Below are 26,900 nucleotides of genomic sequence, written 5' to 3'. Positions count from 1 at the left end.
AGTGTTTCAGCAGCGCTTTGATAGGACAAATCATATCACCCTGGGAAAACTTAGACGAAATATTGTTCCTTTACCTAATTGACTTTCAACATCAATTTTCCCATCTTGGAGTTTAACAAGTTTGTTAACAATTACCAGCCCTAACCCAGTCCCTTTCACCTCTAAATCAGTGTTTCGTTGATGCTTAGCCCGATAAAACCGATCCCAAATATGGGGTAGTTCTTCCGGAGATATTCCTACCCCAGTATCTTCAATGCTAAAGAGGATATCACTTTCATTCGAATCTATTGTGACCTTTATATTGCCATTTTCAGTTGCATTGATGGCATTTTTAAGCAGATTTCTAATAATTTGTTCCATTCTGTCAACATCACCTATCATAATAGCATCATCTGAATTTTTATTAAACGTAATTGTGGTGTTATTATTGTTAGCAAGATCCTCCATGGACATTATTACCCCATGAGCCAGTGCTACTAAATCTAAAGGTAATTTTCCTACAGTGACATCACCGCTTTCTATGCGGCTTAAGGACAATATATCATCTACCAGTCTGTTAATATGTATTGTTTGATCGTAAATCATATCTAAATATTTTTTCTGCAGCATTTCATCTTCAACAACATCGTCACGAATGGCCTCAGTAAATCCTTGAACAGCAGTAAGAGGTGTGCGTAATTCATGAGATATTTCTGCAAATAATCTTGTTCTTTCTTCTTCATATTTATTACTTTTGGACTGAATTTCTTCTAAGTTGACAGTTAGCTTTTTAATTTGATCTGCCAGATCATTTATTTCATCAAAGGATTTGTTCTCATCGCTTATTACGTAGTTACCCCCATTAAACTCTGCTAAACTGGTAACTAATCGTGAAATAGGCCTTGAGATACGATTTGCTAAGTAAAGAGAAATAAAAATAATAAATATTAAAACAATTATTCCTCCCAAAAGCATCAGCAACCTCATTTTATTTAGACTTGCATCAAGATTAGCCGGTTTAGATTCTAAAAATATGCCTTTTTCAACTGTATGTTCAGTATCTTCAACATTTCCCATTGGAATGGAAGCTGTAAAAGTAAGCTGACCCGTTTCCTTATCAGTTATACGTGCTACTTTGGTTTCACCACTTATCAGCATCTCCGTATATTTGGCATCTATTTTGCTTAGGGGGACTAATTCCTGCTCCTCAGATGTACTTAGTATTGTTCCATCTTTGTCAAATATAATAATCTTGATGTTAAAACTATCTGCCAAAAACCTTAATAGTTCTTTTTCATTTGCAAACTGATTACCGCTCTTGGGTTCAGCTGAAATATTTTTATTAGTTAAGGCATAATTAACCCTTTTTGATTTACGCAGTAAATCCTGCTGAACTTGGTCATATACGGAATGCGTTACTATAAAATTTGCAAAATTTATTAACACGAAAAGGGCTATTGTAAAAACTACAACATTGGTAAAGAGTATCCTGGTATAAATGTTCTTATTATATTGTTGTGACAGATTATGTTTAATCTTATTTAAAAAAACTATTATATTATTAAAAACTCCTTGACCATTTCTCTTGTCCTGCATCGATTGATTCAAGTAGGATCATTCCTCCTTTGATGGAGGTGTAAACTGATATCCAACACCCCAAACTGTTGTAATACATTCATAGGGCAGATTTTTTAATTTTTCCCTTAACCTGCGAATATGAACATCAACAGTACGCTGATCTCCAAAATAGTCATATCCCCATACAGCTGTTAATAAATCTTCTCTTTTAAAGACACGGCGTGGATTCTGGGCCAGATGATAAAGTAAATCAAATTCTCGGGGTGTTAAATCTACGATTGAATCATTGACATGCACCCTTCTAATATCTCCTTCTATTTCTAATCCAAGGTATTTTAACTTATTAAATGTAGTTAAAGCATCTAACGGCTGAGTTCTCCGCTGAACAGCTTTTATTCTTGCGACAAGTTCCCTCGGGCTAAAAGGTTTCGAAACATAATCATCTGCACCCATTTCAAGACCTAATACACGATCTGCCTCTTCCCCTTTCGCAGTTAGCATAATTATCGGAACCATACGTATCGACCTTAACTTACTGCATAATGTAAGACCATCGATCCCAGGGAGCATGATATCAAGAATTACAACATCAGGATTTTCTCTATCATAAGCTGCCAGCGCCAGATCACCGTCATCTATCCCTATAACATTAAAGCCTTCTCTTTCCCCATATAGTTTAATTAATTCCAGAACATTCTGATCATCATCAATTACTAATACTTTTCCCAAATAAGACATTTTTTATCTCCCCGTATTCGTTTGTCATAATTGCATTTATGATTGTTCAAATAACTGTTCTACTTTATCTAATATACATAATACGCCCGACAAAAAGAATATATGTCTTAATGCCGGGCTAATATTGGGGACTTTAAGTTATTAATATATTGACCAGAGCTTCTTTATACATTGATTTTATCATATAGTTGCTCCATTTCAGAAATTTTCCATTTATAATCATATTTTATTGGATGATTATTACCAGCCATTTACAATGATATTAAAAAGTATTTTTAATTTATAAACAAATATTACAGTTCCGTCATACATGGTTGATTAAAAGGCCGGTCAAGTTATTGATAAGTACTTGACCGGCGTCTGTTAACTGTGATTTTTCGCTTACTCTTCTGTTACTTCTTTAACATTTTCAATTAATTCAGTGGGATTATTTGCGCCTTTTTCTAATGCTTTATTGACTTTTTATCAAAGTTTTTCTTTTCGGGGTTAAAACGATTCATAAACCCATTATAATTATTATTTTTACTAACCTTATTCATCAGTTTAGTCATTGTTGGCCAGCTTTGGCTCAGTGCTTGATCGATGGCGCCTGAATAATTATTTAAGGAACCGGAATCAGATACTAACTTATCTCTTAATCCATTGGAGATAGCAATCTGAACACCGCCAAGTTCATAATTTCCATTAAACAATTTATTCTTATTCACGATATTGCTGTCCATAACACCAGCAATACGATCAGCAATACCCAAGGTTTTTACATTATACCCTTTAGTAGTCAGATGCAATCTCACCAATTCTGCCAATAACTTATTCTGACCGCCAACATATGTAACTTCGTCATCGCCGGCAGCTCCGATCACAGTAACAGTATAGTTTGACTGATTAACTAAACTAACAGCTTTTGGTTCGTCAAAATTTATGGCCTTTATAAATAGACTGCCATTATCATTCGCTTTAAGTCCTTCAAATGAGTAAGTGTTATATTTTCCTGTCCTACCCAAGGCCTGTACTAATTCTGAGGTGCCTCTTTCAATACCTCCCCCGTGGATAGCTAAAATTGTGGTATTGCTGCCCACAACACTGGTTTTAACGTTATAGCTTGAAGGATCTTCCGCTGCAGCCAGTTCCGCAAAACTACTATAACCTGATGTAAAGGCATATCCACCTAAAGCAACTCCAAAGGTCAACAAAGTAACTAAAGCAATTGTTTTGATAAATTGTTTATTCATACTTAGTTTGCTCCTTTCTTAAACAATCATATTAACAGGTAGTCAACAGTAATAATCAACAGAGTTAATCCCATTAGCCCAAGTGCTTGAAAACGGGTATTCTTCTTGCTGATTTTAACGAGATACAGGCATTTTTCTTTCATTGTCAGTGCATTAAAAATCCCAGCAGCTTCATGCTTACTTTTTTCTCTAACAGGTTTCGTTCTGTTCAGGTAGTGTTTGTTATTTACGATCTCGTGTAAAGTGCTCATTTTACACCTCCTTCCTCATATTATTCACCTCCTCTCTCATTCAAACTTTAATGTTTAATAATAATGTACCGGCATAAGTGACAGCACATAACAAACCCGTACTCATAAGTGTTGTCGCAACGCCTTGACGTTGAATTGTGTTTGCTATTAATCCAGGCACAACAATACCAACTGCTGCCAATCCGGAGATATAACGATACTCCAGGGGCAGTGTTGCATACAAAATAAACTGCAGCACTATTGCCACTGTTATCATTGCGACAAATTTTCTTTTGCCGTATAGAATTGTAACCTTGCTTACTCCTAAGTCAACTACTAAATAAGTCAAGAGGCTAATGAGCAATGTTAGTAATATTGCCTGGGGACTATTAATAAGCAATACTAAATATCCTGGTACAATCAGACCGGCAGGTAAAATTCCACTAATTTCTGTAAACAATAGGCTGAAAATTACACCCAAAATTAAAATTGTGCCAATTTCCGTAACAAGCAACTATAAACCCTCCTTTAACAATTACATACCTTGTGCCACCTGCTCCGTCTCCAGGTTGAAGCGAGTTCTTGTTTCTTTGGGGAAGTCGTGAATGATCAACTCTGCCAGTTCTTCGCCGCCGCCATGAATGTTTCCAATGGCAAAAATTACTCTGTTTCTAAAAAAATCCTTAATTGTTTTATAAACCTCAGGAGCAGACAAACCTTCAGCATTTACGTATTTCTCGGGAGATATCTTTTTGCTGTTTACTCCTTCGGTAACTGGATTTACTGTCTGGCCCATTGCAACAAGAATACCAATTTCCATATTTGTTAAGACCTCTTCCGCTAATTGCAATGTCCTGTCAACCCTGTCAGGCCTGCAATTTATGATTACCATAGGATTTTTTGTCGGATAACCAAGCGACGTAATATGCTCCCAAATCATGCGGGTGGAACTTGGATCATTGGCAGCAAAAGCATTGACAAAATATGTGGTTCTTCTTTTGTCTAAGGCATGGATCATTAATGCTCCCGGGTCAGGATTAGCGTTTAACATGCCCCTTAACGCAGTATCTTTGTCAATGTTTAGGGCTTTAGCCACAGCCATTGCAATAGCAACATTTTGCGGAAAAATCACATATTTGAATTTCTCCAGATAACCATCCGGGATTTCTTTTTCATTGGCAATTAATACCCGGCATTTTCTTTTTTCAGCTTTTTCAATGAAATAGTCATTATATTTGCTATCATCAATAATTAGGGTTCCGTTTTTTGGAATTGTAGCCGTAAAGGACTCGGCAATAAAATCTAAAGTCGGGCCGCACACATCCATATGATCTTCACGCACATTAACAATAACTCCTATATTGGCTTTCACCAGCTTTTCCTGAAAAATAATCTGATAATCGGGATTTACAGCCATGCATTCTGTTACAAAGGCAGATGCACCAAGTTTTACTGCTTTTTTTACGACAGTTTTTTGTTCGATAATATTTGGACCTAGAGGACCTCGTATGATTGGTTCTTCTTCTTTCTTGTCCCAATAAATTATTCTCGCACTGGTTCCCGTCGTTTTTCCGACAACCTTAGCTCCTGCTTCTTTTAAAATACCGGTAATTAATCTTGTTGCAGTTGACTTACCTCTTGTACCATTTATATTAATTCTAAGATTGATGCGGCTTAAATTTTTGTTATGGTTTATTTGTTCATAAACACCTAAGGCTATAACAAAAATCATAAGCACAATAACGAAACTGCACATTGGTCCTTTCCTTTCTTTAAATGAAATCCAGTACATCAGATCCCCATTCTTGTGCCTTTACTTTTTAGACAATTTGTCAAATATTCATATAAAAGATGAGCTTGTCCACAACACCTCCCCTCCAAAGTAAGTATAGTATAAGAATATGAAGCCTTCTTTTCTGAGAGATAAATATTCTTTGCAATCTTATGTATAATTGTTACAAAATAGGAACCTCGCCCAAGTCTTAGTTAGAACACTAAATACTTTCTGAAAACATAAAAACAACCAATTCTATCTTCGAATTGGTTGTTTTTATGTTGTTTTTATGATGATAGGCAGGAGGAAGCATAGTGGCAGCGCGATGATATATGCTTACCAATTGTCGAATGCCTCACTTATTGCAAGAACATAATCGGTTAAAGACTTATCAGATGACAAAAACTCTATTCTTAGGCCATTTGATATTTCGATCTGTACCCCCCGGCCGTAGATATTATTATTTACTATGTTATCTAGCGAGGTACCATCCAAACCTTTGGGAGCATCTTTCACCACAAAACCATACTCAGTCAGAGATTTTTTTATTCTTTCTGACAACTCAGTATCCTTACCTCCAACATATGTGAATTCCTCTTCCCCTTCACAGCCGTGGATTGATAATGTAGTTGTTGATTTAGAAACCATATGCAGGGCAGCTGCTTCGGCAAATTCGTCTGATGGAACACGCAGTGAAAGATTATCTGTACTTTTGGAACCCAGAAAAGAATAATAGTTGAAATTATTTTGGGTAGCTAAAGCATATGCTAATTCGGTAGTACCTTTTTCAATTTTACCCCCATGAATCGCTATAACTGCTACATTAGAATCTGTAACATTAGCCTCAATTAAATAATCAACATCCACATCTGTTTGAGCTTCCAATACAATTTTCAAATCATTCAGTTCATTCTCTTGTTCTTTTATTTTTTCATTTGCTGTGGTTAATTGGTTTTCCAGTGTTTTATTCTCATCTTTCAATTTTACTCCATCTAGTTTTACATAAGCTGAATAAATGATCAATAAAATAAAGAATAGCATCACAAATACATTAATTGTTTTAGCATGCTTTCTTAAATTCATCTTTTCCTCCCTCGTGTTTTTCGGTACAAAAAAACCCTCATTTGAGGGCTTTTTTTGTCACTTTAATCCATCCGACTACTCAGTGATTTTTTCATAACGTCTTGTGCCAACATATCGTGAATTCCAGTAACTACCTGAGACATTAAGATCACGAATTGCTACACCTTCAGATTCTGTAACGATGAAAAATTGACCATTGCCAATATACAAACCAGGTAGTAGTATCTTGCTGGATCCCTCAAAGAATAGCACATCTCCAATCTTTAAATCTTCCCTTGCTATTTCAGTTCCTAAAGCCCATTGCTGAGATGAATATCTGGGCAGATCAATGCCTAAACCTGCTTTCATCACGTATTGAATAAAGCCGGAATGATTAAAGCCTTCAGGGGTATTTCCCCCTGCTAAGTATGGTGTACCCAGGGTTTTATATGCTTCTTCAACAACTTTTTCATCTAGCCGCAAACTAAGCGAATCAAAGCGCTTTACTACAACAAGCTTATCCAGTAAATTTTGTCCTAAATAGCTGATTGTAGTCATGCGTTCGTCGTAGGAGGCATGGATGATATAATTACCTCCCAGATAAATTGCACCATGATGTGATTCTCCGTCCTCCGGCAATACTTCAGAAAAATAAAGCACGTCTCCGGGGACCTTATCTTCAAAATTTATAGTTTCGCCGACTTCCCACTGTTTATATGTTATGCGGGGCAAATAAGCTTTTTTAGCGTCTCTGAAGACTGTCTGAATTAAATAAGAACAGTCAAAACCCTCCGGTGTTTCTCCGCGCAGCAAATAAGGAGTTCCCAAATACTTTATTGCTTCCTGAATAACCGGTTTATCATGATTCCTGTGATTTTCAGGCTGTAAATAATATATGTCCTCCTCTGTAAGCCGTTTTGCGACTTTATATATCCCTGACCAATACGCGCTCTCCAGATCCCTTTCCATAACTCCTTCTGTTGTCTGAACGATAAATCTGCCATTTCCTTTATAAATACCGGGGATAAGACTGTTTCCCTGGAAAAACACCAAGTCTCCTGGCTGCAGATCTTGTTTGAAAATCGCTCCGCCCATTTCGTAGATCCTTTCAGCTAAGACAGGGAGCTGTATGCCCAATACGTCTTTATAAACATAACGTACAAAGTTCGTCGTATTAAAGCCTTCACTTGGTGAATTCCCCACTGGGTTATAGGGTGTATCAATCAGCTCCATGGCTCTTTGCACAATTGGATTGTTTACGGCGGCGGAACTTTCAATAATACCCCTGGCAAACCGCCTTGCCCCCAGCAACCTGGAATTCCAATAATCGCTTGTTTCAAGATCCAGGGCAGCGACTCCAGTCGTTGTAACAATTACAAAAATCCCATTATCGATATGTATTCCCGGCAGCAGTACATCGCTTCCCTGAAAGAACAGGACATCACCGGAATCAAGATGAGCAGGGTCTACTTCCATACCTATTCGCCATTGCTCATTCGATGTTCTGGGAAAATCAAGTTTGTAGATATTACTAAAAACGTATTGTACAAATCCGGAGTGATCAAAGCCATTTGGATCATTACCTCCAGGTTTATAAGGAGATCCCACTAATTCAAGAGCTTTTTGGGCGGCAGGATTTAATTCCTCAGCTATATCTGTATAGCGTCTTGCACCTTTATACCGTTCCCTCCAATAGGAATCCTGTACGATATTCCGTTCTACTACCCCTTCAGTAGTCGATACAACAATCATGATATCGTCGCCCGTATATATTGCTGCTATCATGTTATTGCTTCCATTAAAGAAAAGAACATCCCCGGGCTGTATTTCACTGCGTTCTATAGGTTTACCCAGCTTCCATAATTGTGATGGCGATCTGGGGAGGACAATATTTTCTCCCTCTTTATATATGTACTGAATAAACCCGATACTGTCAAACCCCTTCTCCGGTGTATTTCCCCCTGGCACATAAGGTTTGCCTATTAAACTTTCCGCAAGCAAAACTGTTTGAATATCTGTCTCATTATCATATCCATAGGACGGACTTGCAACAGTTAACAGGATCACTAGGATTAACCATGGGAATAGGACATTTATTCTTTTCAATTGGTTCAGTATCAAAATCACCCTCTCTCCTAAATTAGAGCTACTAAGAATTCCTGCGTTAAATCTTACTGGTTTAGCATTATTGCATAAGACAATATAAAGTATTCGCAACTTCATAATTGAATTCCTCCCCCAATCCTCCTTGTTAATAATATTTAATATTTTCCTTAGGTCATCATTTTCCTTACACTTTTCACTAAACGTAAAATAATAGACTGCTTTCCATACCTCGCCAAATAAGCATCCAAGGAACTAGAATTCATAATCAAATCTACCCAAAACCTTTGAAGACGGTGGTTTTATATGATTGTAAATGTCCTCACTCTTGATAATCTTTTGCTGACCATACTATAATAAATAAGAAACATCAATATTAACAAGAGGGAGCAATTACCATGGAACATCAGGATCAGTTGATTTGCCGTTCCATCACCCAGGCTGTTTTATCCGGCTTGGCACAGGAAGTAATCAATCTTATCAATCGTCTGCGCGAAAAAGGTATGAATGATCAGCAGATTTTATTAGAAGGGCTTACCCCTGCCTTAAAAGGTTTATCGGAAAGATATTGTGATGCGGACTATTCCGTCCCCCACATCATTGTTGCTTCCCGTGCCGCCTCGGCCGGTTTAGCGCATTTGAAGATATCACCCAATTATAAAAAGAATTCCAAAACCATTCTCCTGGGCACCGTAAAAAATGACTTTCATAGTTTGGGCAAAGACCTGGTTTCCCTCGTTTTGGAATGTCACAATTTTAAAGTCATTGATCTTGGTGTTAATGTATCCGCCGCTCAATTTATGGATGGCATTAAGGAACTTAAGCCGGAGATATTGGGCATGTCTGCCTTGCTTACTTCTTCCATGGGGGAAATGGCTTATGTGATCAATGCACTCCATAAAAACAACCTGCGTCATGCCGTCAAAATTATCGTGGGAGGCTGCCCGGTAACCAAAGCCTTCGCAGAATCCATCGGAGCCGACACTTACGCAGAAAATGCCCAGGATGCGCCCAAAAAAATTGATCTTCTTTTCAACACTAAGTTAAAATCATTTTTAGAACCACTTTCATAAGATGTAACTTTTATTGTCATGAAAAATTTGTTTACACCTTTAATTTCTTGACATAATCAACTTTACTGTCAACAATAGATTACAGTTACGGGACAATTTTTTTATCATAAAAATTCTATCAAGAGAACTTATCCTTGTCCTGCTTGACTTTTCCCCAATTTGCACGATCATGGCATCAAATTTGCAAATATTCTATTAATAATTAATATTAAATAGTTTATTTTTGCAAGGGAAGGAGAGTCAATATGCTTGGATTAACGATCTCTGAACAAGTGAACGATGTAAACATGGACACTTTAGCAGACTCAAATCTGCAGTATTTGTTAAATTCCTTTGCCGTCGCTACCGACTTACCCGTCTCGGCAACTGATATCAATGGCAATTGTATTCTTTCAGCCCAGGGGACGGAGCAAAACTTCTGCACTTTTATTAAAGGAAGCTGCGAATCAAAACGGTGCCAGGAAACATATAAGGAAGCCGGCAAACAAGCTGCCAAGTGGCGGGAACCCTACATTTTTCAATGTCATGCCGGTTTGACGATCTGGGTATGTCCCGTTTATGATAAAAATCAGCATATTGCCAACCTTACGGGAGGCCGGGTACTGATGTGGCAGCAGGATGATTATTTCTATCAGGAAATCAATTCTTTGGCATCAAAACTGCAATTAAATCCGGAGACACTTTTATCAAAGGTGCAGGAACTGAAAATTGCAACTCCATCTCAGGTACAGTCCGCGGCCAACCTGCTTTCCGTTACCGCCACATATCTTTCCCGGGGAGGATCTCAGCTCATGAATGAGCAAAGAAAGCTGCGTCAGGTAAGTTCCTGGCTGTGGAACAAAAATCACCGTCAAAAAGATCTTTCTTTTCAGGAGCAGGATGCTTCCCGCCATTCCATGCTGGAGCTGGAAGGGAAACTCATTCAGGATATTCGCTCGGGTGATTCTGCCAATGCCCGAAAAAATTTGGAACAGTTGGTGTTCAAAGCTTTCCTTTTAAGCAAGGGTCACCTGGAAACCCTTAAAGGCCTATGCATGGGATTTACCAGCCAATTAATTCGCTTGTCCACGGAAAACGGACCGATCTGTGACAATTCTAATAAAATTGCTTTTCCCAAACTAGGAGAACTGGAAGATGCGGATACCCCGGAGAAAGTAATGCTCTGGCTTCTGAACACCGGAAATTCCTATATTGAACAATTTTCAGCTCAAAACCCAGCGGGAATTGGTAATGAGATCATTCAAAAAGCAATTGCCTATATACAAAAAAACTTTAGTTTGCCGGAACTTTGCTTAACAGAAATTGCCCAAGCCTGTTTCGTCAGTTCCTCATATCTCAGCCGTTTATTTAAAAAAGAGAAGGGCTATTCCATCATTGAACACATCAATCGGGTGCGCATCCGTCAAGCAAAACTTCTACTGCAAACTCCTGAAGCCACAATTATGGAAGTAGCCCATCAGGTAGGCTATAACGATCGCAGTTATTTTAACAGAGTTTTTAAGCAAATAACCGGTGTGAACCCCAGGGATTACCGCCATCAGTTTGAGCTTGTTGTTTGAAAGTAAAATTTAAAATAAAAAAAGAAGAGCAGGTGCGGTACCGCGCCTGCTCTTCTTTTTTTCTATCTGTTTGTCCGATAACCAACTGCCACTAAGTTCCTGAATAACGATTTCTAAGCATCAGATGGAGTAAAAACTCCACCTGATGCCAAGAACTCCGTTTATCCCATCATTTCAAATACTTTTTTCACACCATCGTTGGCATTTTCCGCATAAGCGTTGGCGCCAATTTTATCAGCATATCTTTGAGTCACAGGAGCGCCTCCGATAACGGTCTTAAATTGATCCCGTACCCCTCTGCTGCTCATTTCATCATGCAGCTTTTTCATTTGTTTCATTGTGGTATTAAGCAATGCGCTGACCCCGATCACATCAGCATTATTCTCAATGGCTGCGTCAATAATTTTACTGGTGGGAATATCGTTGCCTAAATCAATGACATCCATGCCATGAACTCTGAACAAGGAAACCACAATACCTTTGCCGATATCATGAATGTCCCCTTCTACAGTGGCGATGATGCATTTAATGTTCTGGCTCTTGCTTTCAGCCGGAATGGCGTCATTTAATACGGCAGTAGCAGCCTTCATGGCATCGGAGGCGGTCATTAATTCCGGCAAGAAATATTTACCCCGGTCAAAAAGATCTCCCGCTTTATTAATACCCACCGCGAAACCTTTTTCGATCACTTCTAATGGGTTTAACCCCTCTGCCAGGGCTTTTTTAGCTATTTCTACGGCCTGATCCACTTGTCCGTCCAAGATACTCTGTGCCGCTTGTTCCAAAATTTCATTACTCATTTATACATCGCCCTCCCATCATAATAGACAACTGCTGGTTTTGAAGGTCTTAATGCGCGGGATTTAATGATAGGCCAGCCAGACCCTGCTGACTTCCCTATCTAGTAAAATCCGGCCTCTTAAGCGCCTTTCTTAACGTGACGTTCTCTTGTTATAATTTTCTACACAGTTAATTTTCAAATCAAGTATTTTAGAAATATTTGCTTTTGCTTCAAGGCCCTTTGATGCACCGGCAATGCTGTGGGTTCTGCCGATATCCAGGTCTTCTCTGACCTCGTCCATCACAACAGAGTCCACTAAATCCGGGACAGAAACTTTTAATTTATCTGCCACATATTTTTTGGCATCATTTAAGCGCATTCCTTTAGCCATTTGCATGCGTGCTACCAGATCTCCGGCAGTACGAACTCCGCCCATGCCTGAAGCCATAGCGTGACTGATTGCCATTCCGAAAGGATCGCCCACACCAACCTACAAACCATCTAATTTGGCAATTTCAGCCATGGCAACAGATGCCCTGCTTAATGCATCAACAGGAGGCACATCAACGATAGGAATTCCTCCTACGCCCATACCCATGTTTCCATGAATGGGAATATTGGATGCTTCCGCACATGCTTTGTACATGGTCACGGCTCTGGTAATATCAAAGGCGAAAGAATGACTGGAATTAATATTCACAACCGGCCCAAAGATGGTAACACCGGCCTTCTCAGCAATTTTTACCTGCTCATGAGGATACAAACCGGCCAGTCTGACCCCGTCATAAAAAAGTTCCCCATGCATCCCCAAAACGTATTCCCCGGCCATACCCATTTCGATACAAATATCCGGATATTTCTTTTTAAGTTCTTCCGACGCCTTCAAGGTAGCATAAAAGTCAGCATCCCCGGCGGAACCGGTAGTATCAAAGTTAATGCCGTCCGCACCGGCTTCATACATTTTGCTGCCGGCAAAAACCAGGTCATGAATCATCATTTCGATGGCTTGTTCATAGGCAGCCTGGGCTTCTTTAATTTTCCCTGCCGGCAATAAGTCGATGGGATTTGGTGCCGGTCCGTCAGGATAGCTGTACAGAGCCATATTGGGCATGGCCCCGTAGAATAAAGGCAAAACGGTAACCAGCTGAGCCTGTTCCATGGTGATTTGTTCTTCATGGATGATTGATTTTAAAGGACGATAACTATAATCCACGTGGGCTAACTCTGCGGTATCCCCGCAGAAACATCTTTCATAGATCTGTAAATCCTGGATTCTGCCGATGGAAATGCCCAAACGCATCAATTTAACACTGCCTTCGTCATAGGTCAAAACCAGTTCATTACCGGGTTCCACCCCGACAAAACGGCCTTTTCTCGTGACAATTTCCAATAAACGTTCCTGATCTTCTGAAGAAAGGGGAGCAACTCCCGCTCTTTCTGCGGCATCATTTGTTGCTTCTTCAATGTCTTGCTTGATTTCATCAACGGACATTTCAATAACCGAACCGTCACCTAGTCTGGTAAAAACCATAAACTCTCCAACTCCTTTCAAAATTCAATTCATAGGAACAGCAACCGCAAAAACCATCATCACCTCCCGCGGGAAAGTTTTGCTTTGCTCTTATTAAGCAGAAACAACGCCATCACGGACTGCTTTCAGATACTTAGCACATTTTTCATCTCTATCTACCAGGACTTCTGAGGCATACATCAAAGACATAATCCCCTGATCCAAAGGATCGATAATCACAGAATCCATACCCCGGGAAATGCACATAACAAAGAAGGCTTGGTTGAGTAATTTTCTTACAGGCAACCCGAAGGAAACATTGCTTAAACCACAGGTGGTGTGAATGTCCGGATATTGTTTATTGATCGCATCTAGGGTATTTAACACCTCATTACCAAAGCTGCCGTTGACACTGACGGGTTTTACCAAAGGATCAAGGAAAACATCACTTAAAGGAATTCCTTCTTTGGTAAAACGGTCACAGAACCATTTCACGATTGCCAAGCGTTCGTCAGCAGTAGAAGGCATGCCGTCATCATTCAAACATAAAGCAATGGTTTTGGCATTATATTGTTTAATCAAAGGCAAGATCGCTTCAAATTTTTCCACTTCGGCAGTAACGGAATTAATCATCGGGGATGCACCTTTATGAGCTTTGAGCCCTGCCTCAATTGCTTCCGGATCTGCACTGTCTATAGCCAAAGGAACGTCGGTAACAGCCTGAACGACATCAATCAGCCATAGCAAATGATCTATTTCATCATCGACAAAGGCTCCGGCATTAACATCCAGATAATCCGCCCCTGCTTCAACTTGTTTTTTGGCAATTTCCTGAATTAAAGCTGTATTCCTTTCTTCAATAGCATTTTTAATTTCTCTTCTGGTTGAATTAATTAATTCACCAATGACGATCAATCAAACCAGCCTCCTTCTTATTTTTATGATCAACTAATTACTCTATCAACAGATTACTCCACATCAGATGGAGCCTTCTCTTTTTATGCCTCCTTTCATTTCACCTTTTTAATACTGTCAGCTTTTTAATACTGCCAGACTGATGTAATTTGTGATGAATCTGGGGTAACACCAATTCTTAATGATTAAGGTTTCGCCCCCAAGGGTTTTCTTGCCTTTGAATTATTTATTTGATCTGTGGACTAAAACGCACATTAATGTTCAGTTTTTTGTTCTTGTAGTGGACCCGGTCATCTAAAGCTGAGCATCGGGGCATCAGGCGGAATGAAAACTCTACCTGATGCCAGGAACTCTGTTTGTGTCCAAAAACCGACACTGGTGCCGACCATAAAAAAACGATCCCTTAAGAAATTTACTCTTAAGAGATCGGTTCAAGTATCTTAGCACACCGCCGGTTCAATAAGCAGTTCTCCCCGCCGGAAGCGATCCAAGCCAAATTTTTCAATGGGCATAAAGCATTCCCCACCTGTGATTTTTTGTGCCACCAATACTGCTGTTTGGGGCGCCACCATAAAGCCATGACCGCTGAAACCGGCTAAAACCCACATCCCCTGGGCATCAGGCACCTGATCCAGAATAGGATTGGCATCGGGACTCATATCATAAAGACCGCCCCATTGACGCACCACCCGGAGATTCTTGAGAATTGGTAAGACGGTGGTGACCTGGCGCGCCATATCCTCAAGAAATTCCCAGCTGGAGTTGATATTTTGACCGATGGGCTCGTTGGGATCCCCTACGCCCATGACAAAACTGCCATGGGGTACCTGCTGACAATAAAGACGATGGCTGAGGGACATGACCATGGGGTCCTGCATATGTTCCACCGGTTCCGTCACCAGTGCCTGGTGTCTCTGGGCATAGAGGGGCAAATCAAATCCCACCATATTACAAATCAAACCGGCGGCACCGCTGGTGGCATTAATCACCAAAGGAGTAACGATGTCACCCTTAGTGGTTTGAACAGCATTAACCCGGCCTTTTGCCGCTTTAATGCCGGTTACTTCCGTGTAGGTTTCAAAGACCACACCCAGACGCTTCGCCGCTTTATAATAGGCATCTACCACATGAAAGGGATTGGCATGGCCGTCCGTACCACAGAAGGTGGCACCAATTAATCCCTCAATATTGAGATGTGGCACGATTTCCTTTGCTTCTTCCGGCGTAACCTTTTGGACGGGAATGCCAAGTCTTTGCTGTAATTCCACGTTTTTTTCAAATTGTGTCCACACGCTTTCCGTGTAGGCACACATCAGGTAGCCCCCTTGCTTAAACTCAATATCCTGATCGTATGCCAATTCTTCATTCATCTGCTCAAATCTTTTGACACTGTCCCGGGACAAAGTTGCATTCAATTCAGTGCCCCATTGCTGCCTGATCCCGGCGCCGCAGCGTCCCGTGGCACCGGAACAAAGATAATTTTTCTCCACCACCAGGATCTCCTTCATCCCCCGCCGGGCCAGTTCATAGGCCAGGGCACAGCCGATGATCCCGCCCCCGATGATCACTGCCTGAGCTGCTTTTTGCATTTTATTCACCTCCTGCAAAGGTGCCTAATTTAACTGCTTTTACCGGCGGTCGGAAGGTAGGCATGATCACCTCTTCCATGCTGACCCCCAATGCCTTGGCCAATTCCTGGGCGATAAGCATACGGCAAGTACGGCCCTGGCAAGGCCCCATACCGGCACGGCTCACCCGTTTAATTTCATCAATGGTACGGTAACCCTGATCAATCAAATAATGTATTTTTTCCAGGGTAATATCTTCACAGCGGCATACCAGCACCTTATGCTCCATGTTTATCCCCTCCCAGACGAATATTGCGCACTTCCATAGCCAGCTCCCGGGGCACCACCAGCCAGATGGTATAAGTCATATTTTTCTTACCACCAGATTGCACCTTTTTTACCTCAAAGGTTCCCAGCACTTCGCCTGCACGATTCAATCCCATCACCTTTTGCCCGGCCTCCGGCAGAGGAACAAATTCATAAGGGATGCGCACCACGGCTTCCGTGGGACGATAGGAAAAGTCCACGATAAAAATGGCCAGTCCCGGGCAGCGGCTGATGCACAGGCCGCAGCCATTGCATTTTTCAAATGCCATTTTCGGCAGATCATTGATATCCTGCATGGGCAAGATGGCTCCCTGCTTACATGCTTCGGTACAAGGATTACATGGGATTTCCTGAAAACATTCGATAATCGCCACCGGCCCCTGGAGCATCCTTTCCTCTGATGGCAGGACCTTTCTTAGATCCGCGGCACCGGGAATTCCTGTTTGATTCAGCATATCGCCCCCTCCTTACCGGTAAGCTTCCATAATCCCTGCATGGTTTTTTCCCCCGTGGGACCGGAACGTAATTCCTTTAATTCCTCCATGGCATCAGCCTGCATTTTACATCCCACGTCCTTGCCATAGCCTAGGCTTAAGGCGGCGGAAACACCAGCCAGTCTTCCTTCCACCATGGCGGCGCTGGCTTCCTCAACCCCGCTTACGTCTCCGGCCACATATAAGCCTTGTCGGGTGGTTTCCATGAATCGAGAGCGCACCGGGACATGACCGGAAAGCTCCCCGACATATTTCATCTTACAGTCCGCCTGCCATAATAACTCCGTCAACGGGCTTAAACCGACCGCGAGACACATGACATCCGCCTTGATATCCTGCTCCGTGCCCGGAATCGGCTGCCATTTTTCGTCCAATTGACACACAATGGCTCCTTCTAATGTTTCCTTGCCATAGGCTTCTTTGACGGTAAATGAGGTCATGATAGGCACTCCCGCCCGGCGCACCTTGGAGGCATGAACGAGATAGCCCCCGATGGTAGGCGCCCCTTCAATAATGGCCGCCACCTCCACCCCTGCCTGTAATAATTGATAGGAGACAATCAATCCGATATTTCCGGCCCCCACCATCAGCACTCTCTTGCCCGGGACCACACCGGCCACATTCATTAAGGTTTGCACGGCACCCGCTCCATAGATACCCGGCAGATCGTTATTGGGAAACATTAAGGCCTTTTCCGAAGCTCCCGTCGCCGCAATAATCCTCGCCGGTTTGATTTTGAGATGCTGATTGTCCTTTTCTGCGGTAACAACTCCGTCTTCATAAATGCCTAAGGCTGCGGTATCGGCCCAAACTTCCACCAAAGGACTTTCAGTAACCTGTTCCAAAAGAAAATCCCCGATATGAATTCCCCGGTCTCCGGCGTATTGTTTTTTGGAACCGAAAAACTTATGGGTTTGCTTGACCAATTGCCCCCCCGGTTTGCTATCCCTTTCCAGAACCAGCACATGGGCGCCCAGTTCTGCCGCAGCCGCTGCGGCACAAAGGCCGGCCGGTCCCCCGCCAATCACGAGAATTTCGATTTCTTTCATCTGAGGCACCCCTTTCCCTGCTGTGTTTCTACCCGCATGCCCGGCTGCACCTTCTCCACGCATACCCTGACATTCGGTTCGCCGTTGACCACCATCAGGCAGGAAGAACAATTGCCAATGGCACAAAAAAGACCCCGCGGGCGATGCAGCTCCGGACTGTGCCCCAGGACCCGGATCCCGGCAGCATGCAAAGCGGCAGCAATAGTCTCTTCCGTATAGCCTTCTATCAATTGTCCGTCATAGTAAAAAGATACCTTCTGCCCCCGCTGAAAATCCAAAATTGGATGTGCTCCAATACGCATCTCTGTCACTCCCCTTTACTTAAGTGAACTTCTAAATCTTTATGGGCTGATCTGATCTTATCTGAAATTATTTCATTTACTTATGTTCTTATGTTCTTATGTTCTTATCTTCTTCTGTTCTTCTGTTGTGCTTTCATCAGAAAATTCTATTGAGAAAATTCTAATGTTAAATAGAGCAATATTTATGCCAAAAGACAAAAACATAATGCATACATCCCGGCTGCATGCCAAAAGGGCACAAAACTGCCGGTAATAAATAATTTCTCTTCCAACATAATCCAACATAAAAGGAGATTCCCTTTTGGAATCTCCTTAATATTTACATTTTTCAGAAAACACTGTTTAATTAATTGACACCTCTGTCGAAAATTAGACAGAAATAGGTGGTCAAATCTTAATATCAAGTTTTTTCATCTTATAGTACATGGTGCTTCTGGGAATTCCCAAACGCTTGGCGGCTTTGGATTTGTCCCCTCCTGACTCCTCTAAAGCCTGTAAAATAATTTCCTTTTCGGTACGATCCGTAATATCCGTTAAAGAAACGTCATCCTGCATTGGCTCCTTTTCCTGGAAGGATTTTTTCTTACTGATGGACGGAGGCAGATGATCCTGGAGAATCATATTATCTTCCGCCAAAATAACCATGCGTTCCACCACATTGCGCAGCTCCCGAATATTCCCCGGCCAGGGGTAATTGAGCAGGGTTGTCATTATCTCCGGGGCAATCTGCACCATCTCCCGATTCTGCTGCAGGCAGAATTCCTTGATAAAAAGATAGATCAACTCAGGTATATCCTCTTTGCGCCGGCGCAAGGGAGGGATCTCCAGGGAAACCACATTAATGCGATAATATAGATCTTCCCGGAATAACTGCTCCTCAATCATCTGCTCCAAATCCCGATGGGTGGCAGCAATGACCCTTACGTCCACATCAATGGGCTCGTCCCCACCTACCCTATAAAAGCGTTTGTTTTGCAGGACTCTTAGGAGCTTGACCTGCAGATCCAAGGGCATCTCACCGATTTCATCCAAAAATATGGTTCCCGTATGGGAAATTTCGAATTTTCCCGGCCGTCCCTTCCGGTCTGCCCCGGTAAAGGCGCCGGACTGATAGCCGAAAAGCTCACTCTCAAACAAAGCTGCCGGAATCGCACCGCAATTAATCACAACAAAAGGCTTTCCTTTACGGGCGCTTTCCTGATGGATGGCCTCGGCGAAAAGCTCTTTGCCCGTGCCGCTCTCCCCGCGAATCAAAACGGCGGCATTGGTATTGGCCACCCGGCGGGCTAGACGCACCGCATCATTCAGCCTCTTACTATGACCGAATATTTTTCCAAAAGCATCATCGGAGGGCTTTCTTTTCGTTATTTCACTTTTGAGTTGACGCACTTCGGAACTTTTCTGAGATAATTCATTGTGCAGGCTGACGGTCTCTGTAATATCCCGCTCCGCGCAAACACTCCCTAAAACCTGATCCTGATAAAGAATGGGGGAGGCATTAATTAAAACATGGGTGCCGGGAACAGGTTGATGATAGTCATTGCGCACACTCTTGCGCTTCATCACATCCTCGCTGATCACATGGGTCACCACTAAACTGGAAAAGAAATGTTTAATATCCTGATCCAAAATCGTCTCGGCAGGGATGCGGTATAATTCTTCCGCCCGTTTATTCCAGCCCACCACCACATTTTCATTGTCAATCACCGTGACGGCTTCGCTGACAGTATCCATCAGGGTATTCATAAAGGATTCCACATGGTGCATCCTTTGCCATAACAAAGTGATCAGCATCCCAGGATCAATTACGCCCTGAGGAATCCCATCCCGGTCCACTACGACGCCCCCACGTCCGGAGGCATTGGCCAGGATCTGAAAGATTTCCTGCACCGGAGTGGAAGGAGAAATGGAGATACCCGGGAAAACCAGATCCTCTAATGGAACCTCTACAGCTTTTTTTAAAACCTCCGAGACCAAAACCACATACCATTCTGTTTTTGATTTTGGCCAAAGGCAGGCTTTAATCCCATTTCCCTCCATCTCCTTGGCCCATGGAGGGGAGCAGGTTTGGGGGTCAATGATCGCAACCGGTTTCAGGAGTATGTCCTTCATACTTAATTTGTCACTTGCGCCTTTAAACATCTCAGCACCTCAAATCTCCAAAAAATCGTTGCTAACGTTGCTAATATTCTTCGCCAGGCTTTAAAAGAATCCTTCTTCACCAGGCTTAATCAGACGCTGATTGGCCGATCCTCTGAAGGGTAAGTTCAAGTCACGCTGTTCCTGAAGAAAAGGGCCGTCGATTAAAATTTCAGTGGCGGAAAGAAGAGCCTGGATATGGTGATCCCCGACCGCCATTTCCCGGAGCTGTTCGTAGGTGTAGCCTGAATACACAATTACATCCTTGCCCAGTTTTTTCACTTCATGGGCTAGAGTGCTGCAGGCCTGTCCCTGACAAAAGGGCTCCCCTCCGCTAATGGTAACCCCCCTTACCGGAGGTAATGCCTTAATTTGAGCCACCAGATCAGAAACCTGGGCCACTTCCCCGCCATTAAAATCATGGGTATCCGGGTTATGACAGCCGGGACAGTGATGAGGGCAACCTTGGACAAAAACCACAAACCGGATGCCCGGTCCATCCACCACACTTTCCGGAACAATACCGGCAATACGAAGTTCCATTTTCCTCTCCCGCCTCTCTCATTCATCTATAGCAATGTTTTTCATCCAATAATTAACTGCCGCTATGAGCAACCCGATCTTTTAATTCCGCAAGCTTGGCGTCATTAAACCGGTCCACGGTACTGAAGTAACCGGTGATCCGGCGCACCCTGCGAATGGCACTGCTGCCGCAAACAGGGCAGGAATCCTCATTGATAACGCCTAAATGACTGCACCCAAGGCAAAAATCAATAGGAAAATTAATCCCGGCATAACCGATATCACTGGCCGCCATATGACGAATAATCGTTTCCACCGCCTCCAGATTATGGATAGGGGGCGATGCTAATTCCACATAGCTGATATGTCCGGCATTACAATATTTATGGTAAGGCCCTTCGATAGCCATCTTCTCAAACATGGAAATAGGATATCCCACAGGGATATGGAATGAATTGGTATAATATTCTTTGTCCGTCACTCCTGGAAGAATACCGAATTCTTCCCCGTCATGCCCCACAAAGCGTCCCGATAAGCCTTCCGCCGGTGTGGCCAGCAGAGTATAGTTTAAATCATAATCATCGCAGTATTGGTCAATTTTTTTCCGCATATAGGCGATGATCTCTTCCCCCAGCTGCCGGGATTCCGCCGCTTCCCCATGATGCTTGCCCGTTAGAGCCGTTAAGGCTTCCGCCAAACCAATAAAACCGATAGATAGAGTCCCGTGCTGAATCGCTTTTTCCACAGGATCGTTCATGCCCAGCTCTTCAGAATCAAGATACAAATTCTGCCCCATCAGGAAAGGCATGTCCCGCACCTTTAAGTTCGCTTGGATCTGATAGCGGTGATATAATTGCCGGGCCGTTAAATCCAAGGCTTGGTCTAAATATCGGTAAAACTGATCAACATTACCCCTAGCCTTAAGGCCGATGCGGGGCAGATTAATTGTGGTAAAGGAAAGATTGCCCCGTTTCTCCGTAACAGCCGGACCTCTCCGGTTGGCCATCACCCGGGTACGGCATCCCATGTAGCTCACATCCGTGCCATACTCTTGATTAAAGCTGGCATCCATAAAGCTGAAGGTGGGGTTCATGCGGCGCGCCGCCACCCGCATGGCCAATTCAAATAAATCCCGGTTGGGATCTCCCGGATTTAGGTTAATCCCTTCCTTCAAGCGGAAAATAATATTGGGGAAGATGGGGTTTTCCCCTCGGCCCAAACCTTTTTCATAAGCTAGGAGCAGATTCCGGGTCACCTTCCGGGCGGACTCTCCGGTCTCTGTGCCTACATTCAAGCTGGAAAAGGGGACCTGGCTGCCCGCCCTGCTATGCATACTATTTAGGTTATATATCAAGGCTTCCATGGCCTGAAAGGTTTCTTCCTCCGAGGCCTGCTCCACGAAAGGCGCCATGTCCCGGTCAAAGAAAGCGAAGGACTGTCCACCGTGCATATCATTTTGGGAGCTTTGTAAGATAATTGCCGCCAAGGCCGCAGCCGAGCCGGGACGTTTCGGCGGACGAATATAGCCATGTCCGTTATCAAAGCCCTGCTGCAATAACTGACCTAAAGGGATTTGCACACAGGTTAAGGTTTTGGCATAAAAATCTAAATCATGAATATGTATCTCCCCTTGACGATGAGCTAAAGAAAACTCCTCCGGGATCAAGCGAGATAAATAATAGGTACGGCTGGCAGCGCTGGCGATTTGCAGCATTTTGGCCGAGGGGGAATTGCTCACATTAGCGTTTTCCCGGCTGGTTTCCACCAGAATCTGTTTCACCGCCTCCATCAAATCCGATTTGCCCTCCCGCACCCGATTTCGCTTAGCACGGTATAGAATATAGGCTTTCGCGGTACGGGCATGTCCTTTTTCAATTAATATTTTTTCCACCGCGTCCTGCACATCTTCTACACCGAAAATATTACCATTATATGTTTCTTTTAAGTACTTCATCACCTCCAAGGTTAACTCCATCGCCGTCTGACGATCCTCCCCGCCTTCAGACTGGGCCGCTTTAAAAATGGCATCGGTGATTTTCTTTTCGTTAAAAGCAGCCCTGCGGCCATCTCTTTTTTGAATCGTAGTAAACACAGATACTCCCCCAATTTCTATGATTTTTTTTGCAATTGCTGAATTTCTTCGATAAAGGTGTTCACATCCTCAAATTGACGATAGACGGAAGCAAACCGTACATAAGCCACTTCATCCAAATCCTTTAGTCGTTTCATAACCGCCTCACCGATTAAATCAGAGCTGATCTCCCGCTCCAAAGCATGACCATATTCCTTTTCGATACCGGCCACGATCTCTTCTAATTGTTCATAAGAAACAGGCCTTTTTTCGCAGGCCTTGACAATACCGTGTAAAAGCTTTTTACTGTCAAAGAATTCCCGTCGACCGTCTTTTTTGACCACAATTAAAGGACGCTCCTCAATTTTTTCATATGTAGTAAACCTGCGTTGACAACCCAGACATTCCCGTCTCCGGCGAATACTGCTTCCTTCATCAGCCGAACGTGATTCCAGTACTTTTGAATCTGCATAATGACAAAATGGACAACGCATCTAATCCCATCTCCCCAAAAATTAATAAAAGAAATTACCCCTGACCTCAAACTATGTTATAATGTCTATTGTAACAATTGAAACCTAAGCCTATCCTTAAAACAAAGAACCAGACGCTACATGTAGCGTCTGGTATTATTATACTCCACTAGATATGTGCCAGTCAATGACTCTCATGCCAAATCGCAAAATGTTCCGGGTAGTACTGTAGTACCTACCCCACTCAATATGGCGCGTCTAAATCTTCCGGTGGTTCTTGATTCCTAAGCTCAGAAAAGGACTGCACCTCCACCAGAATTACATCAGCACCCACCTTTTTAATCTGATTCCAGGCGATGGCCACATCATCACATCGGCCGAATATTCCCATAAATTTTGTGGTGCCGGGCAAAATAAGGGAATGAATACGCCCTGCCGCCAGATTCAATTCTATATCCTTAATATAACCTAATCTTTTCCCATCCACGATATTAATAATATCTTTCACTTTCAAGTCGGATACCTTAATCATTTTCAGCCACCCCCCCTAATTAATATATGTGGCTATTGATAAAACTTCCCTCTTTTTTTTATCTTCGCATCTCACTTTTCCAATTTGATTATGAAATTATGCTTGGCCTTTCATGTCCTGGCTCTCTATGACAGGTAAGTTTTTACTGTGACGCATAGCTAAAATGATCGAGATAACCCCACAGACAACCAAAGTCAATGCCACATACAGGAAAGTCCCTTTTAGCGTTGGAACATTAAATATTTCTTGATACCAATTGATCGCAGATGGTGCAAGATAACAGCCCAGTCCAATGGATGCATTAGTGATACCTGTTGAAAGGGTAAGAACAGCGGGCGGTACGATCATCGTTGCTGTCAAGAAGTAATAGGACATACTGAGGTTATATGTCCAGCCTGCAACAAAAACAGCAATCCCCACAATCAATAAATTTACATCCATACTCAGTACAAAATAGCATGCTGCCAACACTAAGAAGAAAGTAGCAGGAGTAAATCTTTTGACCTTGCCATAGAAATTAGCGAAAATCATTCCGGCAACAAAGCTGCCTACGGTCCCAACTGATGACATGATGCCGGCAGTAGACGCATCACCTAAATTTGCTTCTTGCAAATATACCGCCACAAAGTAGAAGAGTATCATGTATAAGGCATTATATACGATGGCTGACACTGACAAAGCCCCTACCTTCAGATAAGGCATCTTTTGCTTTTCATTCTGATCCCCATCTTGCTGAACCTTTCCTTCAGGCGGAGTAACCGGTAGGACAAAGATCATCAGCAGCACGATCGGTATGGCCGCGATATTAATGAAAAATGAGTAATGCCAATTGGACACGGCAATATATCCTGAGGCAGTGGCGATCAGAACTCCGAAAAGTGCCGTCATTGAATTATACCAACCCATAACGCTGCTGCGTTCTTTTTCTTCCTTGAACAATTCTGCAATGAGACCGAAAGCACTTGCGGCTAGGAATCCAAATGTTATTCCTAATAAACTTCTAAAGAGTACAAATAAAAAAACTGAATCTACAAAGGCAATTCCAATGCCGGCAAAAGCCGCGATCAAATAGGAAAAAATCAACAGATATTTCTTACTGATGAATTGGGCCAGTTTCCCGCAGATTAAAGTCGCCGGAATGGCAATGAGCATTGGCCCTGAGATGATGAAATTTTGTAGAAAGGGACTGGCATCCGGGAAGGCTTCAAAAATATTGGGAACGATGGGAACTATGACACTGTCTCCCATCATCGCAAAACTCATTAAAAGAATAACTATTTTTAATAAAAAATTGTTTTTCATTGAAGCACTCTCCTACTTTCTCTTAAATTTTAACGAACGACATTACTTTCCCTAAATAATGTCGCTCGTAGATAGTACAAAACTTATTTCTGATATCTCTTTTCTGCTTCTGCCACAATAGCGTCTAATTCTGCCAAGACCTCCGGAGCCAAGGGTTTCCTGATTTCCTGAGCCAGAATGTTTTTCACCTTTTCATGAGCTCTGACTTTTAAATCTTTTCCGCCGTCATCAGCCCACTTCTCATAAGTGGTTCTGATAAAGTTGGTGGGTACCCATCTTTCTTTGAAGTGGTTCATGGTATGTTCTTCACCCAGGAAATTGCCGTTAGGGCCTACGTTATTAATAGCTTCTTCCGCCAGTGTTTCGGCACTTACTTCAATCCCCTCCACAATACGACGACAATAGCCAATAACTTCATCCCCAAAAACCAAGCATTCCAGAGATGCCGACATGGCGGTTTCCAGATAGCCCAGGAACATATTCAGGTTCGCACCGCTCAAAATTCCGGTGTAGATTTGCACGCCGATATCAAAGGCCGCTTGTTGGTCAAAGACCGGAGAATCCGTAACCCCAAGATGTACGCTGAAGGGCAGATCCAAATAACGGAAAATGTCTGCAGTGGCCGCCTGCCCCAAAGCAACTTCCGGGCCGGTCAGGCAAAATGCCATGGATTTCATATCAAGAATGTCTGTATAGGTTGTGGCAATAAAGGGACATCCTTCATTGGTTAGCTGGGAAAGGAGAAGTCCCACTAAAGTATCCGCCAACCCCATGACAAAACTGCCCGCCAAAGTTGCAGGAGCGGTACCGCCTAACATGGTGGCCGCAACGTAAGGGCCCGGCAAGCCCAGTTTGAACATATACAGCATCTTATCAAGGGCATCTTCCGAATGGGCAAGAGGGGTGCTGGCAGCGCCCCCGGCGAGGATAAAAGGTTTGGCCAGGAATTTATCCATACCGCCGGCAACTGCAGCACACATTTCAACCTGGGTTTTGATACCATCTAAATCAAAGTTCCACACAATAATTGGTTTTGTGGTGTTTTCCAGCAAAATACGCGCTTCATAAACGTCAGCCATCTGGGGGGTACAGTCAGAAATGCATGCCAGACCGCAAGCTACGTCCACATTGGGCAGGGCATCAATTACCTTACCCACATTGGCCACATCCTGTTTCGTGGTGAGTCTTTTTTCTCCGGTGTCCGTATCGATCAGATATTGATTTTCCATCCCGGCGATAAAATGACTTTTCCCGCTGGCGGCACCAAGGTGCAAGGCAGGATTGCCTTCTCGGTCATAAATGGTGATCTGGGTGGGAGCTGTTCTGATGGCTTTTTCTAACAAATGGGTAGGGATTCTTACTCTGTTACCGTCTACGTTACATCCGGCATCCTGCAATAGTTTTAATGCTTCTTCATGGTGAACGGTGCAACCGGTTCTTTCCAATACTCTAAAAGCAGCATGCACGATTTCCCTGCATTGTCCGTCATTCAGAACTTTAAATTGCACACTTTGTTTGGTGACTGAATTTGCTCTAAGGGTATTCATTTTTTCCTCCCTTGGTTTTTTATTTTACTTTCAGAAATTT

24 protein-coding genes and 1 pseudogene are annotated in these 26,900 nt (G+C 42.8%); 2 read left to right on the top strand and 23 right to left on the bottom strand.

Features of this window, described 5'->3' with window-relative positions; genetic code table 11:
- Positions 1-30: 30 nt before the first annotated feature.
- From CEQ75_RS08725 to CEQ75_RS08690, 8 genes are all read right to left on the bottom strand, one after another.
- Positions 31-1,587 carry a sensor histidine kinase gene (locus CEQ75_RS08725; RefSeq protein WP_089609988.1) on the bottom strand — a complete coding sequence of 519 codons (1,557 nt, stop codon included), beginning with the start codon at positions 1,585-1,587 and terminating at the stop codon, positions 31-33.
- A gap of 6 nt (positions 1,588-1,593) precedes the next feature.
- Entirely contained in the window at positions 1,594-2,295 is a 702-nt protein-coding gene (locus CEQ75_RS08720) for a response regulator transcription factor (RefSeq protein WP_089609987.1), read from the bottom strand.
- Positions 2,296-2,738: 443 nt separating this feature from the next.
- Positions 2,739-3,527 (bottom strand): poly-gamma-glutamate hydrolase family protein, encoded by a 789-nt coding sequence (locus CEQ75_RS08715; RefSeq protein WP_242965423.1) that lies wholly within the window; start codon positions 3,525-3,527, stop codon positions 2,739-2,741.
- Positions 3,528-3,553: 26 nt separating this feature from the next.
- Positions 3,554-3,778 carry a hypothetical protein gene (locus CEQ75_RS08710; protein WP_089609986.1) on the bottom strand — a complete coding sequence of 75 codons (225 nt, stop codon included), beginning with the start codon at positions 3,776-3,778 and terminating at the stop codon, positions 3,554-3,556.
- Positions 3,779-3,818: 40 nt separating this feature from the next.
- The gene (pgsC, locus tag CEQ75_RS08705) at positions 3,819-4,271 is read right to left on the bottom strand and encodes a poly-gamma-glutamate biosynthesis protein PgsC (protein ID WP_089609985.1); all 453 of its coding nucleotides are present in this window, start codon (positions 4,269-4,271) and stop codon (positions 3,819-3,821) included.
- A 21-nt stretch (positions 4,272-4,292) separates the two neighbouring features.
- Complete coding sequence (gene pgsB / locus CEQ75_RS08700; protein WP_089609984.1) at positions 4,293-5,513, bottom strand: poly-gamma-glutamate synthase PgsB; 1,221 nt, start codon at positions 5,511-5,513, stop codon at positions 4,293-4,295.
- 354 nt (positions 5,514-5,867) lie between these two features.
- The gene (locus tag CEQ75_RS08695; RefSeq protein WP_089609983.1) at positions 5,868-6,614 is read right to left on the bottom strand and encodes a poly-gamma-glutamate hydrolase family protein; all 747 of its coding nucleotides are present in this window, start codon (positions 6,612-6,614) and stop codon (positions 5,868-5,870) included.
- Between the two features lie 75 nt (positions 6,615-6,689).
- Positions 6,690-8,816 carry a C40 family peptidase gene (locus CEQ75_RS08690; protein ID WP_242965422.1) on the bottom strand — a complete coding sequence of 709 codons (2,127 nt, stop codon included), beginning with the start codon at positions 8,814-8,816 and terminating at the stop codon, positions 6,690-6,692.
- A 278-nt stretch (positions 8,817-9,094) separates the two neighbouring features.
- Here CEQ75_RS08690 and CEQ75_RS08685 point away from each other — a divergent pair, with 278 nt between their 5' ends.
- On the top strand, positions 9,095-9,769 hold the full coding sequence (locus tag CEQ75_RS08685) for a cobalamin B12-binding domain-containing protein (protein ID WP_089609982.1): 675 nt from the start codon (positions 9,095-9,097) through the stop codon (positions 9,767-9,769).
- Positions 9,770-10,014: 245 nt separating this feature from the next.
- Positions 10,015-11,328, top strand: a complete 1,314-nt coding sequence (locus CEQ75_RS08680; RefSeq protein ID WP_089609981.1) for a PocR ligand-binding domain-containing protein — start codon at positions 10,015-10,017, stop codon at positions 11,326-11,328.
- A 161-nt stretch (positions 11,329-11,489) separates the two neighbouring features.
- Here CEQ75_RS08680 and CEQ75_RS08675 read toward each other — a convergent pair whose 3' ends face one another.
- The 15 genes and pseudogenes from CEQ75_RS08675 to CEQ75_RS08600 form a co-directional block, all read right to left on the bottom strand.
- Positions 11,490-12,128 carry a cobalamin B12-binding domain-containing protein gene (locus CEQ75_RS08675; protein ID WP_089609980.1) on the bottom strand — a complete coding sequence of 213 codons (639 nt, stop codon included), beginning with the start codon at positions 12,126-12,128 and terminating at the stop codon, positions 11,490-11,492.
- A gap of 132 nt (positions 12,129-12,260) precedes the next feature.
- Positions 12,261-13,640, bottom strand: a pseudogene (gene mtbB, locus CEQ75_RS08670) ([dimethylamine--corrinoid protein] Co-methyltransferase).
- A 93-nt stretch (positions 13,641-13,733) separates the two neighbouring features.
- Positions 13,734-14,534, bottom strand: coding sequence for a methyltetrahydrofolate cobalamin methyltransferase (locus CEQ75_RS08665; RefSeq protein ID WP_089609979.1), 801 nt, complete (start codon positions 14,532-14,534; stop codon positions 13,734-13,736).
- Positions 14,535-14,974: 440 nt separating this feature from the next.
- The gene (locus CEQ75_RS08660) at positions 14,975-16,123 is read right to left on the bottom strand and encodes an NAD(P)/FAD-dependent oxidoreductase (protein ID WP_089609978.1); all 1,149 of its coding nucleotides are present in this window, start codon (positions 16,121-16,123) and stop codon (positions 14,975-14,977) included.
- 1 nt (position 16,124) lies between these two features.
- Positions 16,125-16,391, bottom strand: a complete 267-nt coding sequence (locus tag CEQ75_RS08655) for a (2Fe-2S)-binding protein (RefSeq protein ID WP_089609977.1) — start codon at positions 16,389-16,391, stop codon at positions 16,125-16,127.
- Positions 16,381-16,884: a 4Fe-4S binding protein gene (locus CEQ75_RS08650; RefSeq protein WP_089609976.1), complete on the bottom strand. Its 504-nt coding sequence runs from the start codon at positions 16,882-16,884 to the stop codon at positions 16,381-16,383. The genes CEQ75_RS08655 and CEQ75_RS08650 overlap by 11 nt, the downstream gene beginning before the upstream one ends.
- Entirely contained in the window at positions 16,878-17,972 is a 1,095-nt protein-coding gene (locus tag CEQ75_RS08645; RefSeq protein WP_242965421.1) for an NAD(P)/FAD-dependent oxidoreductase, read from the bottom strand. Before CEQ75_RS08645 ends, CEQ75_RS08650 begins: the two co-directional genes overlap by 7 nt.
- Positions 17,969-18,274, bottom strand: a complete 306-nt coding sequence (locus CEQ75_RS08640; RefSeq protein WP_089609974.1) for a (2Fe-2S)-binding protein — start codon at positions 18,272-18,274, stop codon at positions 17,969-17,971. The genes CEQ75_RS08645 and CEQ75_RS08640 overlap by 4 nt, the downstream gene beginning before the upstream one ends.
- Before the next feature lie 387 nt (positions 18,275-18,661).
- A complete protein-coding gene (locus tag CEQ75_RS08630) occupies positions 18,662-20,416 on the bottom strand; it encodes a sigma-54 interaction domain-containing protein (protein WP_198306672.1) in 1,755 nt (584 codons plus the stop codon).
- 60 nt (positions 20,417-20,476) lie between these two features.
- Complete coding sequence (gene nrdG, locus CEQ75_RS08625) at positions 20,477-20,956, bottom strand: anaerobic ribonucleoside-triphosphate reductase activating protein (protein ID WP_089609972.1); 480 nt, start codon at positions 20,954-20,956, stop codon at positions 20,477-20,479.
- Between the two features lie 52 nt (positions 20,957-21,008).
- Entirely contained in the window at positions 21,009-23,027 is a 2,019-nt protein-coding gene (gene nrdD / locus CEQ75_RS08620) for an anaerobic ribonucleoside-triphosphate reductase (RefSeq protein ID WP_089609971.1), read from the bottom strand.
- A 17-nt stretch (positions 23,028-23,044) separates the two neighbouring features.
- A complete protein-coding gene (nrdR, locus tag CEQ75_RS08615) occupies positions 23,045-23,500 on the bottom strand; it encodes a transcriptional regulator NrdR (RefSeq protein ID WP_089609970.1) in 456 nt (151 codons plus the stop codon).
- Between the two features lie 223 nt (positions 23,501-23,723).
- Positions 23,724-24,011: a YlmC/YmxH family sporulation protein gene (locus tag CEQ75_RS08610; protein ID WP_089609969.1), complete on the bottom strand. Its 288-nt coding sequence runs from the start codon at positions 24,009-24,011 to the stop codon at positions 23,724-23,726.
- A 96-nt stretch (positions 24,012-24,107) separates the two neighbouring features.
- Complete coding sequence (locus tag CEQ75_RS08605; RefSeq protein ID WP_089609968.1) at positions 24,108-25,313, bottom strand: MFS transporter; 1,206 nt, start codon at positions 25,311-25,313, stop codon at positions 24,108-24,110.
- Between the two features lie 83 nt (positions 25,314-25,396).
- The gene (locus tag CEQ75_RS08600; protein ID WP_089609967.1) at positions 25,397-26,860 is read right to left on the bottom strand and encodes a trimethylamine methyltransferase family protein; all 1,464 of its coding nucleotides are present in this window, start codon (positions 26,858-26,860) and stop codon (positions 25,397-25,399) included.
- Positions 26,861-26,900: the final 40 nt, after the last annotated feature.

It is taken from the genome of Dehalobacterium formicoaceticum (assembly GCF_002224645.1).
In the GTDB taxonomy this organism is placed as follows: Bacteria; Bacillota; Dehalobacteriia; order Dehalobacteriales; family Dehalobacteriaceae; genus Dehalobacterium; species Dehalobacterium formicoaceticum.
The sequence above is the reverse complement of the archived record's forward strand: the minus strand, read 5'-3'. Positions and strand labels throughout refer to the sequence as shown.